The following is a 16,434-nucleotide window of genomic DNA, read 5'->3' on the forward strand; positions in this document are numbered from 1 at the left end:
GAGATTTCCCATCAGCAATGAATAAGAGCCCTGAGAGATGATCAGGTAGATAGGTTAGGAGTGGAAGTTGTGTGAGCAATGTAGCGGACTAATACTAATAGCTCGAAGACTTATCCGAAGTCAAACTAAGTAACGGAAACGTTAAGAATGACGAACTCAGATGCGAGTTGAGGAATATTTCGATTACTCTTTGAATAGCTATTCAATTTTGAGTGTTCTTAACACTCACTCTACACGAACTGTAGAGAAGAAAATTTTAATATTTTTTTGGAAGATGGCAAGGAGTCAAGATGAGATAAATCTAAGGATTATCGAATCGCAGACGACACAGCCAGGGCCAAAAAAATGAAAAATTTAGTTAAGTGACGATAGCCTAGGAGATACACCTGTTCCCATGCCGAACACAGCAGTTAAGCCCTAGAACGCCGGAAGTAGTTGGGGGTTGCCCCCTGTGAGATATGGTAGTCGCTTAGCAAAAGGGAGTTTAGCTCAGTTGAAAAGGAGAGGCAATCGACTTTTCAAGTTGCGGATAAGGAAAGTGAAACTTTCCACCGTTGGCTGAGCAGACTCCGCCTTATGGGAGTTTAGCTCAGCTGGGAGAGCATCTGCCTTACAAGCAGAGGGTCAGCGGTTCGATCCCGTTAACTCCCATTCAAGCGGGTGTAGTTTAGTGGTAAAACTACAGCCTTCCAAGCTGTTGTCGCGAGTTCGATTCTCGTCACCCGCTTTGAACAATAGTTCAATACCATACCAAGTTTTTAACTTGGGCGCGTAGCTCAGGTGGTTAGAGCGCACGCCTGATAAGCGTGAGGTCGGTGGTTCGAGTCCACTCGTGCCCATTTATAATATGGTCCGTTGGTCAAGGGGTTAAGACACCGCCTTTTCACGGCGGTAACACGGGTTCGAATCCCGTACGGACTATTTATAATTTTTGGAGGATTACCCAAGTCCGGCTGAAGGGAACGGTCTTGAAAACCGTCAGGCGTGTAAAAGCGTGCGTGGGTTCGAATCCCACATCCTCCTTGTTTAAGAATAGCGCGGGATGGAGCAGCTAGGTAGCTCGTCGGGCTCATAACCCGAAGGTCGTAGGTTCAAATCCTGCTCCCGCAATTTGGCTCGGTAGCTCAGTTGGTAGAGCAATGGATTGAAGCTCCATGTGTCGGCGGTTCGATTCCGTCTCGCGCCATTACAATTGAATATTGTATGGAAGGGTAGCGAAGAGGCTAAACGCGGCGGACTGTAAATCCGCTCCTTCGGGTTCGGGGGTTCGAATCCCTCCCCTTCCATCTTACGGGCATAGTTTAAAGGTAGAACTAAGGTCTCCAAAACCTTCAGTGTGGGTTCAATTCCTACTGCCCGTGTATTAATAGAATGGCGGGTGTGGTGAAGTGGTTAACACATCAGATTGTGGCTCTGACATTCGGGGGTTCGATTCCCCTCACTCGCCTATTTATTAATAATGGGGTATCGCCAAGCGGTAAGGCAAGGGACTTTGACTCCCTCATGCGTTGGTTCGAATCCAGCTACCCCAGTTACTAATTGAATAATTAGTGAAAGCCGGCGTGGCGGAATTGGCAGACGCGCTGGACTCAAAATCCAGTGTCCTCACGGACGTGCCGGTTCGACCCCGGCCGCCGGTATCTGAAAGTCTTCTCTAGAAGGCTTTTTATTTTTGTTCTTTTTCAACTAGAGCAGTTCTTCCCACTTTCCTCCTTTCGGATCTTTTGATAAAATGGCATGTATGAAAGAAATTGTTGAAAAGGCACCGGCTAAGATCAATTTAGGCCTGGATGTTCGTGGAAAGCGGGAGGATGGTTTTCACGAGTTAGGCATGGTTATGGCAAGTGTGGACTTAAATGATTATATTACAGTACGGGAGCGAGAGGATCAGCAGATTACGCTTGAGTCTTCTTCGAGTAAACTGCCGCTAAATTTTAAAAATCATGCGTATAAAGCGGCCTTTTATTTACGGCAAGCAGCTGGTTTGGAAGATAGAGGGGTTCATATTTCGATTGATAAACGAATTCCGATTACATCTGGTTTAGCGGGTGGTTCTAGTGATGCTGCTGCGACGTTACGGGCCTTGAATCGATTGTGGGACTTAGATTATAGTCTAGAACAGTTAGCTGAAATCGGAGCTAAGGTTGGTTCGGATGTGCCTTATTGTGTTTACGGGGGATGTGCTTATGTGACAGGTCGTGGGGAGCAAGTTCACCCCTTGGCACGTGCTCCCAAGGTTTGGGTTGTTTTGATAAAACCCCCCTTTAGTTTGTCAACGACTGCTATTTTTTCTCAAGTTGAGATGCATAGCATTAAGCCTGTGGATATTCCAACTCTTTGTCAGGCCATTAATGAAGAGAATTATGAGCAGCTCTTGGCTAATCTTGGGAACTCCTTGGAAGACATTAGTATTGCACGCAAGCCCATGATTCAAAAAATCAAAAATTGTGCGGCAGCTTCTGGGGCAGATGCAACTCTTATGAGTGGCAGTGGGCCAACTGTCTTTGCCCTTTGTTCTAGCGATAAGGCTGCCTGTCGTGTCGTGAATTCAGTCAAAGGATTTTGTAAGGAAGTTTATCGTGTCAGAATGTTATAGAGTCAGACTTGACTCTATCTTTTTTTTGCGATATACTTAACCAGTAAATAATTTACCAGTTAAGGAGATTCTATGTTAGGAAGTGAGATTAGTCGTGTTTTGGATTTGGTTTTGAAAAAAGCAGAGCACCAGCATGAGCTTTTGCTTGGGGATTGTCAGAGCCCCATTCACCTCACCAATACCCAGGAACATATTTTAATGGTCTTAGCACAAAAGCCCTTAACCAATTCCAGCTTGGCAAAAGAGCTAGGCCTTTCCCAGGCGGCCATGACCAAGGCGACCAAGCTTCTGTGCAAGGAAGGTTTGCTTGAAACCAAAAGGGATGAACAAGATGGACGCCTGGTTTATTTTCAATTAACCAAGGAAGGCAAGGCGGTTGCGGAGGAGCACGCGCAACACCATGAACGAACCAGCCAAGCCTTGCAGAAAATGGTCCAAGGTTTTTCCAAGGATGAGCAAAAAGTGATTGCCAAGTTTCTGAAAGAATTAGCGAAGGAGATGGAATAGAGATGCGCTATTTGACGGTCAAGGATTTGACCTTTTACTATGACAAGGAGCCCGTTTTAGAGGGAGTATCCTACCACATTGATGCTGGGGAATTTGTGACCCTGACAGGTGAAAATGGGGCGGCCAAGTCTACCCTACTCAAGGCTAGTTTAGGGCTGCTTAAACCCAGCCAAGGAAGGGTCGAACGGGCAGCCCTAAACCGAGAAGGTCAAGCCTTACGAATTGCCTATTTGCCCCAGACGGTGGCCAGCTTTAACTCAGGCTTTCCTTCGACTGTGGAGGAGTTTGTGGCTTCGGGTCGGTACCCTCGCAAATCCTGGTGGAAGAGGCTGACAGAGCATGATCAGGAACATGTTCAGGTCAGTTTGGAGGCCGTTGGTTTGTGGGACCAGCGGAAAAGCTTTATTGGAGCTCTTTCGGGTGGTCAGAAGCAGCGGGTGGCCTTGGCTCGGATGTTTGCCTCGGATCCGGATTTCTTTGTCTTGGATGAGCCCACAACTGGGATGGATGCGGTGTCTAAAGAGGACTTTTATGAACTCATGCACCATTCTGCTCATAAGCATGGGAAGGCGGTCTTGATGGTGACTCACGATCCCGAGGAAGTGGCAGAATATGCGGACCGAAATATTCATTTGTTGCGGAAGCAGGACTCGCCTTGGCGTTGCTTCCAGTTGCATCAAGGAGAGGAGGAAGGCGCATGAGTTTATTGGATTATGCCTTTTTCCAACGGGCACTCTTGGCCATTGTAGCCATGAGTCTGTTCTCGCCAGCGATTGGTGTGTTTCTGATTTTGCGCCGGCAGAGTTTGATGAGTGATACCTTGAGTCATATTTCCCTAGCAGGGGTAGCTCTGGGACTGCTCTTAGGTCTGTCGCCGACCTGGATGACCTTGGTGGTAGTGGTAATTGCCGCAGTCTTCTTGGAGTACTTGCGAACGGTTTACGCTTCGTATTTGGAAGTCGGGACTGTGATCCTGATGGCCGCAGGTCTGGCTATTGCCATGGTGGTGATGAGCAAGTCTGGGGGCGGTCAGACCATGAGCCTAGAGCAGTACCTCTATGGTTCTATCGTGACCATTTCTTGGGAGCAGGTGTTGGGACTTTTCGCTATCGCGGCGGTGGTCTTACTCTTTCTGATCTTGGCTTATCGGCCGCTCTATTTACTCACCTTCGATGAGGACACAGCGCAAGTGGATGGGATTCCTACCCGTGCCCTGTCGATTGCCTTTAACGTCATGAGTGGGGTTGCGATCGCCCTCATGATTCCAGCTGCTGGAGCTCTTTTGGTTTCTACCATTATGATTTTGCCAGCCAGCATCGCCTTGCGTCTGGGGCGCCATTTCCGATCGGTTCTTTGGCTGTCTTGCCTCATTGGCCTCATTGGTATGGTTGCGGGACTTTTCCTTTCCTATTATTGGGAAAGCCCAGCTAGCGCAAGTATTACATTAATTTTCATCGCCATTTTCATGGTGGTGGCTCTGCTTAAGAGAAAGTAGGTTCTTATGAAAAAACGTAAAAAGGGACTTGCCGTCCTCCTCTTAGGACTCTTCCTTTTCCTAACCGCATGCCAGTCCCAGGGGGCCAAAAAGGATATTCAACTGGTGGCCAGCTTCTATCCCATCTATGAATTTAGCAAAAAAATTGTTGGAGACGAGGCGGATGTGCAACTCTTGGTTCAAGCAGGAACGGAGGTGCACGGCTATGAACCATCAGCCAAAGATGTTAGTCGCATTCAAGAAGCTTCCTCCTTCCTTTATATGGATCCCAATATGGAAATGTGGGTGCCAGATTTGGAAAAGAGCGGAGTTCTATCTGCTGATCGGACGATTCAGGCGAGCAAGAATCTGATTCTTCTACCGGGGCAGGAGGAAGACCACGATCACGACCATGGGGCTGAGGAACATAGCCACGACTTGGATCCTCACCTCTGGCTCTCTCCTTACCGAGCTAAGCTCTTGGTGGCTTCTTTGCGGGATCAATTAAAGGAGCGCTATCCAGACCAGGCAGCGACTTTTGAAAAAAATGCGGCAGCTTATCTCGAGGAATTGGACCAACTGGATAAATCGTATCAAGAAAAATTGGCAGCCTACAAGGGTTACACTTTCTTGACTCAGCACACGGCTTTCAACTACCTAGCCTTTGACTATCAGCTTCAACAAGAGTCTATTGTGGGTCTTTCCACAGAAGAAGAACCTTCCTTGAAGCGAATCCAGGAGCTGGCAGACCAGGTCAAGGAAACAGGACTCAAACGCATTTACGTAGAATCCTCTTCTTCCAACAAACTTGCGCAAACCCTAGCCTCTGAGGCCGGTGTTGAACTAGGCCAGCTTCACACCTTGGAAGGTGTTCCGCAGAAGGATATGGACCAAGGAGCCACCTATATCAGCTTGATGGAGGAAAATCTGGAACAACTGCTAGCTGGATTTAAAGATGCAGCGAAGCCCAAGGCCTCTGAGACCGTAACTGAAAAAACAGTTGCCAATGGCTATTTTGAAGACAAGGACATCAAAGACCGAACCCTGAGTGATTGGGAAGGAGACTGGCAGTCTGTCTACCCATATCTGGAATCTGGACAGTTAGACCAAGTCTTTGACTACAAGGCCAAGAAAAAGGGAGACAAAACCGCTCAGGAGTACAAGGACTACTACAAAATTGGTTACCAAACCGATGTCAACCAGATTAAAATCAAGGGGAATAAGGTAACCTTTGTAACGGATAAGGGTGAGGAGACTTATACCTACAAGGCTGCAGGCTATAAAATCCTGACCTATGAAAAGGGCAACCGAGGTGTCCGCTTCCAATTTGAAGCTGAAGAAGCGAATGCAGGACGCTTCAAGTACCTACAATTTAGCGACCACCAAATTGCCCCAACTCAATCGGCTCATTTCCATCTGTATTTTGGTGGAGAAAGTCAAGAAGCCCTTTGGGAGGAGTTAACCAATTGGCCTACTTACTATCCGGCTAGTTTAACTGGGCAGGAAATAGCTCAGGAAATGGTGGCGCATTAAGCTCCATTATTTTCTATGCTATGAGCCAACTAAACAAGTTAAAGTCGAGTTTCACTATGTGGAAGCTCGACTTTTTTTGTTTCAGAATCCGGGCTAGTCAGTTGAGAAGTGTATTGTTTTAGAGGAGATAGAACCGGCTTCTATTTAAAAATGTTTTTTGAAGACCACATAATTATTTGATTTTATAAACCGGTTTACTTATAATGGTGATGTAAGCGCTTGTTGTGTCATGAATGGAGGTTCGTCATGAAAAATTTACTACTATCCTTGCCAAAATATGGTATTCGTAAATATCCGGTTGGAATTTGCTCTGTTGTCATTGGTCTGAGTTTCTTAGGGGCGCAGCCTGTTCTTGCGCAAGAAGGTGGTGAAACTGGGCTAATTGAAGTTTCTGTAAAAGCACCTGTTCCGAAGGCCGATGAAAGAAGTCAGGGCAGTCCTATCCTAGAAACGGTTGTCGATTCAAGTCTAACAGAGTTTGCTATCGATGGGACTTTGGTTGAGGAGCCAGCTCTAATCGAGTCTGCTAATTTTATAGAAGAAACAGTAACAGAAAGTCATTCTGGGACTCTAGTGGTCACTCCTTTAGAGGCTCGGGCTTTTCCACTAGCAGAAAATGAGCCAGTAGGGACGGCTGCTGCTCAAACACAACCAAATGGATCTGCTCAAGAAATTCCAGAAAATCTTATTAAAAATGGTGATTTTGAAGAAACAGGGCCAAGTAAAGGAAATTGGTACTATAGTTCTGCTACATCCTGGGACAATCCTTATATTCCCAAAGGTATTAAAAAAAGTAATGGAAGTGTCTATGCTTATGCTGGTAAATTAACCTTTGACGCTCCTAAAACTTACCGTGCTATTGTAGCCCAAACCTTGGCTGTTGATCCGAAACAAAGCTACCTTCTTACGGGTAACCTAGAGACCTTTGACGTGACCGGAGCAGGGGTTAAGATACGGGTTACTTATAAGGATCAGAACCAGAAGGATTTGCGGCCTCAAATGTATGTTGCAACTTCTCCGGTCACTGGGAATTCCAATGTAAAAATTGAAAAAGTCATTCCTCTAACCCCGGAAACTCATTTTCTAAAGGTTGAGTTAATGTTTGACAAGGGGACAGGAGTGGCCTCTTTTGATGACCTTTCCCTGACGGTTTATCATAAAGAAGAATCGACATTTAATAAAGAGCAAAAAGAAATCGAGCGTCAACCCATCACCATTCCCACCAATAAAATCTATATCACGAACCGCCCGGAATTGCGATATGTATTAGAGGATACGGAGATAGCAAGTGTTGAAAATCATCTAATCATTCCTAAACAAGCTGGACAGACGAAATTATTCATCTATAACCAGGATCAGTTGGTTTCAACAGTTGATTTTATCGTGAATCCTTTTGAGGAGACTGTTTTTGATTCTATTTTGAAAAAATGGGAGCAAATATCATTAGATAATGGACATTATAAAGAGTCAGACGCCTACATGAAACGGTTGAAGGAAAATCAAGAAAAATTGGTTGAAGAAGCTCTTGCAGACTGGCACGATCCAGTTCGGTTAGAGCCATCTCTATTTCACAAATATCCCTTAAATCGTTCTGCAGATATCACTAGTATTTATCGCGAACTGGAAACGATGGCTAAAGTTTTGACAAATCCCTCTTCGAAATACTATCAAAATCGTGATTTACTGGATCGTGTAAAGGAAGGATTTAAGTGGCTCCATCAACATGTGTACAATGAATCTCAAGAAATAAATGGGAATTGGTGGGATTATGAAATCGGAACACCTTTATCCATGCTTAATACCTTAGCTTACCTCAATGCCTACTTTTCACAGGATGAAATTAATACATATACAAAGGCAATCAGTAAGTTTGTACCAGATACAACAATGATTCGGATGACAACTCCAAGACCCGTTCCAGCTGTTGGGGGAAATCAGACTGATATTAGCAAAGTAGCAATTCTAGAGGGAGCTTTAACCAAGAATCCACTGCGTATTCAAGCGGGTGTATATGGTCTAACTACCATTATGGACCATGTATCTAGTGGGGAAGGTTTTTATCGAGATGGTTCTTTTATCGACCATACAAACGTTGCCTATACAGGGGCTTACGGAAATGTCTTGATTGATGGCTTCTCACGGATTCTACCTGTGATTCAAGCAACGGAATTTGCACTTCCTCGGGATAAGACGGCTATTATTCAAGATTGGATTGAAAAAGCCTTTATGCCTATTTTAGTGAAGGGCGAGTTGCTGGATATGACTCGAGGTCGGTCAGTGAGCCGTGCTCAAGTTCAGAGTCATGTCTATGCCGTTGATATTATTGTTGCTTTAGCACGAATTGCTCAATCATCATCTGATGAAGAGAAAGCAGCTATCAACTCATTTGTAAAGGAACAAGTCTTAAGTGACTCTTTTAGTGATATTTTCCATCATTTAAATTCTTATCAGGATCATGCCTTAATCCAGAATATTCTTAAGGACTCGACCATACAAGCACGCACTCCTAAAACAAGTATTGCTGCTTTTAACAATATGGATAAGTTTGTTTTCCATCAAGCTGAAAAAGATTTTAGTTTTGCCATCAGTATGCATTCTCATAAAACGCAAAACTATGAAGACATGAATAATGAGAATCGTCATGGTTGGTACACAGCAGATGGGATGGTGTATCTATATAACGGAGACCTGAGTCACTACAGCAATCATTATTGGCCAACAGTCAATCCCTATCGCTTACCAGGCGTTACAAATACGATCCAACAACGGGAAGATGGTAGTGGAGAAACAGTATTACCAAGTCAGTTTGTAGGGGCAAATCAGTTAGGGAACCATTATGCGACTGTAGCTATGGATTTTACGAATTGGGACAAAACGCTAACGGAGAAAAAAGCTTGGTTTGTTTTGAAAGATAAGGTTGTTTTTCTAGGAACCAATCTTCAAAATCAATCTGCCCATCCAGTGGTCACGACCATTGAAAATCGAAAATTGTTGGCTGATAAAGATTATCGGTATTTTCTTAATGGTCAAGAGGTCCATTTATCCAAGCAAGAATTGGAAATGGATTTTCCTAAGTCCTTCTATGTAAGTAATGGGGATGAAAATCAATCGATAGGATATGTTTTTCTCCAACCGATGCGCATAACTTCTAAACTAGTTGAAGGACAGGGAAGTTGGAGTGAAATTAACTATGATCAACCTAAAGAACTGCATACGAATAGCTTCTTAACTATCGAAGCAGCCAATAGGCAATCGGGTTCTAATTACGCTTATGTATTAGCTCCAAACTCTAGTCAAGAGGACTTGGCCTCTATCTTGCAGAACGTCGAGGTACTTGTGCAAACGGATGATTTACAGGTCGTCTATGATCATGGAGAAAAGGTGTGGGGTATCGTTAATTACCAAGATAATGCCTATAAAGTGGATAATCATTTGACAGTTACAAAAAAAGGATTATACACAGTTTCTAAAAAAGGGAATGGATACCTAGTTTCTTACTACAATCCTCTTTTTGACATACAAGAAGATTCTGAGGTTTTTGTTACAGACGGAGTATCAAGATTGGCGAAGGCTTCAAGTCCAGAACTTCCGTCTCGCATTTGGAATATCCGACTCCCTCAGCTTAATCAACGTCAGCACGGCCTTGGCACCCATTTTGATAAGCTACCGGATTTTGATTTAGATCCACTTAAGCAAAGTCAACATGGTTCAGGTACCCAGACGGAAAAAGCGCCGAAGTTTGATTTGAATGACCTCAAGCAAAATCAGTATGGAGAAGGAATCCAAGCTGAAAAATTGCCTAGTTTACGATTAGTTTCACGTGAGAACGAGAAACGTAGAGTTATGAGGTCTAAACTTGAAATGCGAGAAGACTCTAACAAACAAGGGATTTTGCCAGATACTTCTGGCCAAGATTCAATTGTATTAACAAGCACAGGGATTATCTTATTGGCAACTCTTGGAAGTGTTAAATCTAAACGTCGCAAAGGCTAACTCCATTTTCATTTGTCTATAAAACCACTGATTGCTCGTACGGTATTGGATAGGAGTAGTCGGTGGTTCTTTATATTGTTTAAATTTCAAAATCTGACGTTGTCAATCCTCTTTGCTGAACTTTATTTTTTTGAAATTCTGCAAGTATTCTGATTTTGAAAGTAGTTAAGTATTATTTCAGTATTGTCGGAGGAAAGTTACGTTAACAAAAATGTTCGTTTTTGGAAAAAAAAGATTTTGTGATTTTTTTATCAAACCTCTTGCGTCCCTCCTTCCCTTTCGTTATAATGGTAGGTGCTTGTAAAAAACCTCACAAAGGAGATATTCATGGAAAATATGTTCCAAATTATTACGTCCAACGCCTTTCTCAGTGCGATTTTCTCAACGATTTCGATTATTTTGTTGGGATACCTTGCACGGAAACGCAATATCGTTGGGCCTGAAGCAGGAAAGGTTTTGTCGGATGTGGTTTTAGCTTTTGCGTTGCCAGCCTTGGCATTCTCAGCCTTTATGCAAAACATTAATCCAGAGACCTTTACCACTGGTTTAACGGTGTTTGTCTTTGGTTTTGTGGCCTATGTTATTTTGATTGTCTTGGGGGAAAGTCTTTATTTCCGTTTTAAAGGAGATCAAAAGACAACTCTTTCTGTTTTGACCACGTTTGGTTCTACAACCTTCTTCGGAATTCCGATCATTAATGGTTTCTTGGGTCCTCTCGGAGCTCTTTATGCCAATATCTTTAATATTGCTTACCGGGTATTCCTTTATTCCTATGGTTTGGTTCGGATGAGTGGGGTTCAGTTTGAGAAGAAGAACTTCAAACAAATTTTCTTGAACCCAATCGTTGTGGCGACTTTCCTGGGTCTCTTGATTTGGATTTTCCAAAATGATATGCCGCAAATGACCGTAACGGTTCCTCTTTACGAAGGCAGCAAGGAAATGCAAGATATTACGGTTGGAATCTTGCGGATTGACAAGACTCTTCCTTGGGTCTATAAACCAGTTGATTACTTATCTAAACTAGCTTCTCCACTGGCTTGGTTGGCGATCGGGATGACTCTTGGAAATATCAGTATTGGTGAAGCCCTCAAGGACCGTGTGGTTTGGCTTTATAGCGGTGTCAAACTCATTGTCGTTCCTGCTATCTTTATGGTCTTGATGTTGGTCATGAAATCTGTCTTTAGCTTGGATTACGAAGCTTTCATGTCGATCATCATTCTGTTGGCAACTCCACCAGCTACCGTTGCAGTAGCTTATGCCATCAAGTATGATAAGGAAGCACAACTAGCCAGTAACGCTTCCCTTTTGGCAACCGTTCTATCCATTGTAGCGATTGTTTTCTGGATTATTGTTGGAGCAGGTCTTCAGGCCTTCTTCTAAGAGGTAGTATCTATGAAAGTATTGTGTTATGGTGTTAGGGATGTTGAAATTCCTATTTTTGAACAGGTCAATCAAAGCTTTGGCTTTGAGTTGACCTTGGTAGCGGACTATCTCAATTCTCCGGAGACAGCCGCCTTGGCAAAAGGACATGATGCAGTCATCCTGCGGGGGAATTGTTTTGCGACAGCGGAAGTTTTAGACCGCTACAAGGAGTGGGGGATTGGGTATGTTTTGACACGGACTGTGGGGGTCAACCACATAGATGTGGACTACGCGAAAGAGCTTGGACTCAAAACAGCCTACGTTCCCTTTTACTCTCCCAATGCGATTGCTGAATTGGCGGTGACCTTAGCCATGATGTTGCTTCGCCACACGGCCTATACGGTGCAAAAAACAGCGCAGAAGGATTTCCGTGTGGATGCAGCGATGTTCTCCAAGGAAATTCGCAATTGCAGGGTCGGACTTGTGGGGATTGGTCGTATCGGTTTGACTACAGCCAAGCTCTTTAAAGGACTGGGTGCAGAGGTCTTGGCTTACGATGCCTTCCCTAAAGAGGGAGTGGAGGACATTGTCCGCCAAGTGTCTCTGGAAGAGCTCTTGCGTGAAAGTGACATTGTTAGCGTCCATGCTCCCTACATTCCGGCCAACGGCCGTTTGATCACGCGCGACTTTATCGCAAACATGAAGGATGGCGCTATCTTGATTAATACGGCACGGGGAGAGTTGCAGGATGCTCAGGCCTTGCTGGAAGCGGTGCAGTCCGGTAAATTGGCCGGTCTTGGCTTGGATACCCTGGAAGGGGAAGGGAATTTCTTCTTCAAGGATCTACGCGGGCAGACCTTGCCAGATCCAGTTGTGGAAGAATTGGTTCAGCTCTATCCACGTGTCTTGATCACTCCCCATGTCGGTTCCTACACAGACGAAGCAGCTCTTAATATGATTGAAACCAGTTTCAAGAACCTACAAGAATTTCTTGAGACAGGTCTTAGTCAAAATGAAATTGAATAGAGAAAAGAGAGTGAGACAGAACGATTTCATTTGTAAAAATCGTTCGTTACAAGTCTTTATTTCAAGTTGTAAGCTGAAACGGTTTCTCCCCAAACCGTTTCACTCTCACCTCCGCACAGTTGATTAGGTTGTTTTCGGAGGTCAAAGAGTCAGGAATTGACTCTTTGAGTTTCTGGATAGGAGAACATGAAATGTTCTCTCAATAAATCGAACGAAAATACCAATCAACCACTGCGTCAAAGTGATTTCACTAACAAAAATAGGAAGGTTGAGACTTTTGTCTCAGCTTTTTTTGCTGCTATTTCGAATAAAGAAGTGAGGAGGCCAGAGAAGGATGATTGAAAGCAAAGCTCAGGCTATTTTAAGTGAGGCTCGTAAGCGTCGGGGCCAGGATATCTATGTGATGCCCCGCGTTGAGGGCTATGCTATTTACTTGCGACTGGGAGAGGAGCGGGTTTTCTTGGATGAATTAGACTCTGTTCAAGGGCAGGCCTTGCTGAGTCACTTTAAGTTTGCGGCAAGGATGAACGTTGGCGAACGGAGGCGAAGTCAGTTAGGTTCCTGTGATTATAATTTGGAGCAAGGATCTCTTTCTTTACGGCTATCCACGGTTGGGGACTACCGTGGTTTGGAGAGTCTGGTGATTCGTCTCCTTTATGATGGCCAGCAAGATTTGGCCTTTTGGGATTGGGAACCTCAAAAATTGGGACAGTTGATCCAGGGGCGAGGTCTCTACCTCTTTTCGGGGCCGGTAGGCAGTGGTAAAACCAGCCTCATGTATCAACTGGCCAAGGAGCGATTTGGAGGCCGGCAGATTTTGACCATCGAGGATCCTGTTGAGATTAAGGACTCAACTTTTTTGCAGTTGCAGCTGAACAAAGAGATTGGTATGACATATGACCATCTCATCAAGCTCTCTCTTCGGCATAGGCCGGATCTCTTGATTATTGGAGAAATTCGGGATTCCGAAACCGCTCGAGCGGTTGTCCGAGCAGCCTTAACGGGAATTAGTGTCTTCTCGACGGTCCATGCCCGGTCTATTTCCGGAGTTTACCGCCGTCTACTGGAATTGGGTGTGGAACCCGGAGAGTTGGAAGAGTGCTTGCAGTTGGTCTGTTACCAGCGCCTGATAGAGGGAAAGGGGTTAGTAGATGTTGCCCAGAAAGACTTTGAGAACCACAGGGCTACTTCATGGAATGCCAAGGTGGCAAACCTACTTAAATCCGGACATATCAGCCAAGATCAGGCTCGGGAAGAATACCTTGGGACTGCGGCAGGAGTTGAAGATTATTCAACTCTTTCATAACCTTTTTGCGACAGGTTTTCACCTGGCTGAGGCATTGGATTTCTTAGACCACAGTGGTCTCTTAGCCAAGGAACTGGTGGACCGTATGCGAAAGGGGATGCGGTCGGGTCAGCCTTTTTCGAATATCTTGGGGCAACTGGGTTTTTCTGGAACGGTCGTAAGCCAACTGGCTTTAGCCGAGTTACATGGCAATATGCTGGACAGTCTGGATCAGTTGGAGGGGCACTTGCAAAGTCTCATTCAGGTTCGGAGGAAGCTTGTGGCGGTTGGAACCTACCCTCTTTTATTGCTAGGTTTTCTGATGCTGATGATTCTTGGGTTGCGCTCCTATGTTTTACCGGAAATAGACCAGAGCAATCAGTGGACCCGCCTGGTAGAGGTTCTTCCTCTTGGTTTTGTGGTCTTGATGGCCTGTCTAGGTTTGGGGTTAGGTGGTCTCGTGCTGCTGTATCGACAGCTGAAGCGGTTGGAATTTTTCCGCATGCTGGTGACTTGCCCCGGCCTTCGTGGATTTGTTCAGGCTTATTTATCAGCCAGTCTGGCGCGTGAGTGGGCTTGCCTTTTTGGACAGGGCTTGACCTTGGCGGAGATTGTTGAGCTGATGCGGCGACAAGAGTCGATTTTCTTGGCTGAGTTGGGAGCGGATCTGGACCAAGCCTTGAGTGGTGGGATGTCCCTGGCCCAGCAGATTCGGACCTACCCTTTTTTGAGGAAGGAGTTGGCCTTGATGATTGAATATGGTGAGTTTAAGTCACGCTTGGGGCAGGAATTAGCCCTTTATTCGAGAAAAACCTGGGAGGACTTTTTTCACCGGCTTTTCCGACTAATGGATTTGATACAGCCGTGTGTCTTTATTCTCGTAGCTTTATTGATTCTCTTACTCTATGCAGCTATGTTACTGCCGATCTATCAAAATTTGGAGGTGTCCCTATGAGGGAAAAGATAAAAAATACAAAACTAAAAGCTTTCACTCTAATAGAAATGCTAATTGTGATTCTAATCATCTCTGTTCTGCTTTTATTGTTTGTTCCCAATTTGGTCAAACAAAAGGAGGTTGTAAGGGAAAAGGGGAATGCAGCCATTGTCAAAGTTGTGGAGAGTCAGGCAGAGATTTACCAGCTTAACCATAGTGGCGATCCTAACCTAGGACAGCTGGTAGCGGAGAAGCACATTACCAAGGAGCAGGCAGATGCTTATCGGGACTACTATAAGAAACACAGTGGTGAAAGTCGGGTTGTCCCCGATTAGGGCTTTTACCTTGCTGGAAAGTTTGTTAACACTAGGAATCACTCTTTTTCTTCTAACTCTCTTGTCGGTGGGAATCGGAGAGGTCTATCGTACCTTTGAGAAGAATCTCTTCTATATCCGCTTTGAGCATTTTTATACCGAGTCTCAGACTCTGGCTTGGGCTCGCCAGGAGTCAGCGCAGTTGTATGTTCAAGAGGGGCGGATTATAGGACCAGAAGGGGAGTTAGAGCTTCCGGAGGGATTGGAATTAGTATCGAATTTCCAGCTAGACTTGGATTCCAAAGGCAATCATACGGGCCTGTCTCGGATTGTCTTTCGGGATCAAGCGAGTGGGAAGACCATTCATTATCAAGCGAGGATTGGCAATGGGATTTTACAGAGGACAGAAGAGTAAGTTGGCAGCCTATCTCCTGCTGGAGTCATTAGTGGCGTTATGGATCTTTAGTTTGGTGACAGCCTTGCTTTTAGGGGCTGTAAACCAGTCGCGAAAAAGGGAAGCAGCTATCCTACACCAGGAGCAAGTCCTACAGAAAGGTCACATGGCTCTGCAAGCGGGTTTGGGCGAATATGATGGAATCCAAGTGGAGCGAGAGAATCGTGTCTGGACTGTCAGAGAGGGGGAGGAGATTCTTGTTCAAGTACATGTTCTGTCGCCCTAGGTTAAGGGCATTTACCCTTCTGGAGGCCTTGGTAGCTCTTTTGGTTATCAGTGGGTCTTGTCTACTTTTTCAGGCTTTAACGCTTCTTTTATTTCAAGAAATTCGTTACCAAGAGCGGGCTTCAACACAAGATTGGTTGCTGTTTACAGCCCATATGGAGCAGGAGCTGTTGGAAGCCCGTTTTGATACAGTCAGCGACCATGAGATTTATTTGGATCAAAAGGGCAAGGGGCAGAAGATTGCCTATTGGCCTAAGAAAAAGGAAATTCGAAAGACGGGTGGACGAAACCAGAATCAGGGAAGTCAAACCTTGCTGTTTGGGGTTGAGTCTATGGAGGTGGAGGAGCAGGAGGGGCTGATTCAGCTCAAGGTAGTTTTAGCGGATGGGAAGGAAAGGGAGTGGGTCTATCGTGTGGACTAAGCGCGTGCGGGCAGGTGTTTTGCTTTATGCCTTGCTTCTGCTGGCAGTCTTTAGCCTGGTTTTAAATTTGTACTTGGAACGGCATCTTTTTCAAGAGCGTCTATTCCAAGCCTATCGAGACAGAGAACAGGCTTACGCCCTGGCCGTCTATTGTCGAGATAAAGGGAAGGGAAAGGAGGGAGAATTGCATTTCCAAGAGGGGCAAGCAAGGTATACTCTTGAGGGAAAACGGTGGGAAGTTGAGGTCACTTTATCGAGTGGGAAGGATTACCATTTTTCCTTGGGGGCCTCTCCTTTGAACTAGCTCCT

At 45.0% G+C, this 16,434-nt stretch carries 15 protein-coding genes, 12 tRNA genes and 2 rRNA genes; all 29 read left to right on the forward strand.

Annotation, left to right across the window (positions count from 1 at the left end; translation table 11 throughout):
- Positions 1 to 118 (forward strand): 23S ribosomal RNA (locus I1A59_RS01955); the annotation flags it as partial.
- A 240-nt stretch (positions 119 to 358) separates the two neighbouring features.
- Positions 359 to 474: ribosomal RNA gene (gene rrf / locus I1A59_RS01960) — 5S ribosomal RNA — on the forward strand.
- A gap of 104 nt (positions 475 to 578) precedes the next feature.
- A tRNA-Val gene (locus I1A59_RS01965) sits at positions 579 to 651 on the forward strand.
- Positions 652 to 656: 5 nt separating this feature from the next.
- Positions 657 to 727: transfer RNA gene (locus I1A59_RS01970), tRNA-Gly, on the forward strand.
- 38 nt (positions 728 to 765) lie between these two features.
- Positions 766 to 839 (forward strand) — tRNA-Ile (locus tag I1A59_RS01975).
- Positions 840 to 849: 10 nt separating this feature from the next.
- Positions 850 to 921: transfer RNA gene (locus I1A59_RS01980), tRNA-Glu, on the forward strand.
- 12 nt (positions 922 to 933) lie between these two features.
- Positions 934 to 1,023, forward strand: a tRNA-Ser gene (locus I1A59_RS01985).
- Between the two features lie 13 nt (positions 1,024 to 1,036).
- Positions 1,037 to 1,110 (forward strand) — tRNA-Met (locus tag I1A59_RS01990).
- A gap of 3 nt (positions 1,111 to 1,113) precedes the next feature.
- Positions 1,114 to 1,186, forward strand: a tRNA-Phe gene (locus I1A59_RS01995).
- A gap of 19 nt (positions 1,187 to 1,205) precedes the next feature.
- Positions 1,206 to 1,286: transfer RNA gene (locus tag I1A59_RS02000), tRNA-Tyr, on the forward strand.
- 4 nt (positions 1,287 to 1,290) lie between these two features.
- Positions 1,291 to 1,361, forward strand: a tRNA-Trp gene (locus I1A59_RS02005).
- 13 nt (positions 1,362 to 1,374) lie between these two features.
- Positions 1,375 to 1,447: transfer RNA gene (locus I1A59_RS02010), tRNA-His, on the forward strand.
- 13 nt (positions 1,448 to 1,460) lie between these two features.
- A tRNA-Gln gene (locus tag I1A59_RS02015) sits at positions 1,461 to 1,532 on the forward strand.
- A gap of 24 nt (positions 1,533 to 1,556) precedes the next feature.
- Positions 1,557 to 1,640: transfer RNA gene (locus tag I1A59_RS02020), tRNA-Leu, on the forward strand.
- Between the two features lie 101 nt (positions 1,641 to 1,741).
- Positions 1,742 to 2,596, forward strand: coding sequence for a 4-(cytidine 5'-diphospho)-2-C-methyl-D-erythritol kinase (gene ispE / locus I1A59_RS02025; protein WP_196091150.1), 855 nt, complete (start codon positions 1,742 to 1,744; stop codon positions 2,594 to 2,596).
- 72 nt (positions 2,597 to 2,668) lie between these two features.
- Positions 2,669 to 3,103: a zinc-dependent MarR family transcriptional regulator gene (locus I1A59_RS02030; protein ID WP_196091151.1), complete on the forward strand. Its 435-nt coding sequence runs from the start codon at positions 2,669 to 2,671 to the stop codon at positions 3,101 to 3,103.
- A 2-nt stretch (positions 3,104 to 3,105) separates the two neighbouring features.
- Positions 3,106 to 3,804, forward strand: a complete 699-nt coding sequence (locus I1A59_RS02035; protein WP_196091152.1) for a metal ABC transporter ATP-binding protein — start codon at positions 3,106 to 3,108, stop codon at positions 3,802 to 3,804.
- Positions 3,801 to 4,598, forward strand: a complete 798-nt coding sequence (locus I1A59_RS02040) for an iron chelate uptake ABC transporter family permease subunit (RefSeq protein WP_196091153.1) — start codon at positions 3,801 to 3,803, stop codon at positions 4,596 to 4,598. Before I1A59_RS02035 ends, I1A59_RS02040 begins: the two co-directional genes overlap by 4 nt.
- Before the next feature lie 6 nt (positions 4,599 to 4,604).
- Positions 4,605 to 6,110: a ZinT/AdcA family metal-binding protein gene (locus I1A59_RS02045; RefSeq protein WP_196091154.1), complete on the forward strand. Its 1,506-nt coding sequence runs from the start codon at positions 4,605 to 4,607 to the stop codon at positions 6,108 to 6,110.
- A 246-nt stretch (positions 6,111 to 6,356) separates the two neighbouring features.
- The gene (locus tag I1A59_RS02050; RefSeq protein WP_196091155.1) at positions 6,357 to 10,103 is read left to right on the forward strand and encodes a polysaccharide lyase family 8 super-sandwich domain-containing protein; all 3,747 of its coding nucleotides are present in this window, start codon (positions 6,357 to 6,359) and stop codon (positions 10,101 to 10,103) included.
- 327 nt (positions 10,104 to 10,430) lie between these two features.
- Complete coding sequence (locus tag I1A59_RS02055) at positions 10,431 to 11,483, forward strand: AEC family transporter (RefSeq protein WP_196091156.1); 1,053 nt, start codon at positions 10,431 to 10,433, stop codon at positions 11,481 to 11,483.
- Between the two features lie 12 nt (positions 11,484 to 11,495).
- Positions 11,496 to 12,491: a 2-hydroxyacid dehydrogenase gene (locus I1A59_RS02060; RefSeq protein ID WP_196091157.1), complete on the forward strand. Its 996-nt coding sequence runs from the start codon at positions 11,496 to 11,498 to the stop codon at positions 12,489 to 12,491.
- 334 nt (positions 12,492 to 12,825) lie between these two features.
- Complete coding sequence (gene comGA, locus I1A59_RS02065; RefSeq protein WP_196091158.1) at positions 12,826 to 13,797, forward strand: competence type IV pilus ATPase ComGA; 972 nt, start codon at positions 12,826 to 12,828, stop codon at positions 13,795 to 13,797.
- Positions 13,754 to 14,731: a competence type IV pilus assembly protein ComGB gene (gene comGB / locus I1A59_RS02070; RefSeq protein WP_247644749.1), complete on the forward strand. Its 978-nt coding sequence runs from the start codon at positions 13,754 to 13,756 to the stop codon at positions 14,729 to 14,731. Before comGA ends, comGB begins: the two co-directional genes overlap by 44 nt.
- A complete protein-coding gene (gene comGC, locus I1A59_RS02075) occupies positions 14,728 to 15,045 on the forward strand; it encodes a competence type IV pilus major pilin ComGC (RefSeq protein WP_196091160.1) in 318 nt (105 codons plus the stop codon). The genes comGB and comGC overlap by 4 nt, the downstream gene beginning before the upstream one ends.
- Positions 15,020 to 15,439, forward strand: a complete 420-nt coding sequence (gene comGD, locus I1A59_RS02080; protein ID WP_196091161.1) for a competence type IV pilus minor pilin ComGD — start codon at positions 15,020 to 15,022, stop codon at positions 15,437 to 15,439. The genes comGC and comGD overlap by 26 nt, the downstream gene beginning before the upstream one ends.
- On the forward strand, positions 15,411 to 15,704 hold the full coding sequence (gene comGE / locus I1A59_RS02085; RefSeq protein WP_196091162.1) for a competence type IV pilus minor pilin ComGE: 294 nt from the start codon (positions 15,411 to 15,413) through the stop codon (positions 15,702 to 15,704). Before comGD ends, comGE begins: the two co-directional genes overlap by 29 nt.
- On the forward strand, positions 15,676 to 16,125 hold the full coding sequence (gene comGF / locus I1A59_RS02090) for a competence type IV pilus minor pilin ComGF (RefSeq protein ID WP_196091163.1): 450 nt from the start codon (positions 15,676 to 15,678) through the stop codon (positions 16,123 to 16,125). Before comGE ends, comGF begins: the two co-directional genes overlap by 29 nt.
- Positions 16,088 to 16,429 (forward strand): competence type IV pilus minor pilin ComGG, encoded by a 342-nt coding sequence (gene comGG / locus I1A59_RS02095; protein ID WP_196091164.1) that lies wholly within the window; start codon positions 16,088 to 16,090, stop codon positions 16,427 to 16,429. The genes comGF and comGG overlap by 38 nt, the downstream gene beginning before the upstream one ends.
- Positions 16,430 to 16,434: the final 5 nt, after the last annotated feature.

Origin of the sequence: Streptococcus sp. NLN76 (assembly GCF_015686645.1) — a bacterium.
In the GTDB taxonomy this organism is placed as follows: Bacteria; Bacillota; Bacilli; order Lactobacillales; family Streptococcaceae; genus Streptococcus.

Coding starts and splice junctions, on each gene's coding strand:
- ispE (WP_196091150.1), top strand. CDS start 1,742: ATGAAAGAAATTGTTGAAAAGGCACCGGCTAAGATCAATTTAGGCCTG.
- I1A59_RS02030 (WP_196091151.1), top strand. CDS start 2,669: ATGTTAGGAAGTGAGATTAGTCGTGTTTTGGATTTGGTTTTGAAAAAA.
- I1A59_RS02035 (WP_196091152.1), top strand. CDS start 3,106: ATGCGCTATTTGACGGTCAAGGATTTGACCTTTTACTATGACAAGGAG.
- I1A59_RS02040 (WP_196091153.1), top strand. CDS start 3,801: ATGAGTTTATTGGATTATGCCTTTTTCCAACGGGCACTCTTGGCCATT.
- I1A59_RS02045 (WP_196091154.1), top strand. CDS start 4,605: ATGAAAAAACGTAAAAAGGGACTTGCCGTCCTCCTCTTAGGACTCTTC.
- I1A59_RS02050 (WP_196091155.1), top strand. CDS start 6,357: ATGAAAAATTTACTACTATCCTTGCCAAAATATGGTATTCGTAAATAT.
- I1A59_RS02055 (WP_196091156.1), top strand. CDS start 10,431: ATGGAAAATATGTTCCAAATTATTACGTCCAACGCCTTTCTCAGTGCG.
- I1A59_RS02060 (WP_196091157.1), top strand. CDS start 11,496: ATGAAAGTATTGTGTTATGGTGTTAGGGATGTTGAAATTCCTATTTTT.
- comGA (WP_196091158.1), top strand. CDS start 12,826: ATGATTGAAAGCAAAGCTCAGGCTATTTTAAGTGAGGCTCGTAAGCGT.
- comGC (WP_196091160.1), top strand. CDS start 14,728: ATGAGGGAAAAGATAAAAAATACAAAACTAAAAGCTTTCACTCTAATA.
- comGE (WP_196091162.1), top strand. CDS start 15,411: ATGGGATTTTACAGAGGACAGAAGAGTAAGTTGGCAGCCTATCTCCTG.
- comGG (WP_196091164.1), top strand. CDS start 16,088: ATGGGAAGGAAAGGGAGTGGGTCTATCGTGTGGACTAAGCGCGTGCGG.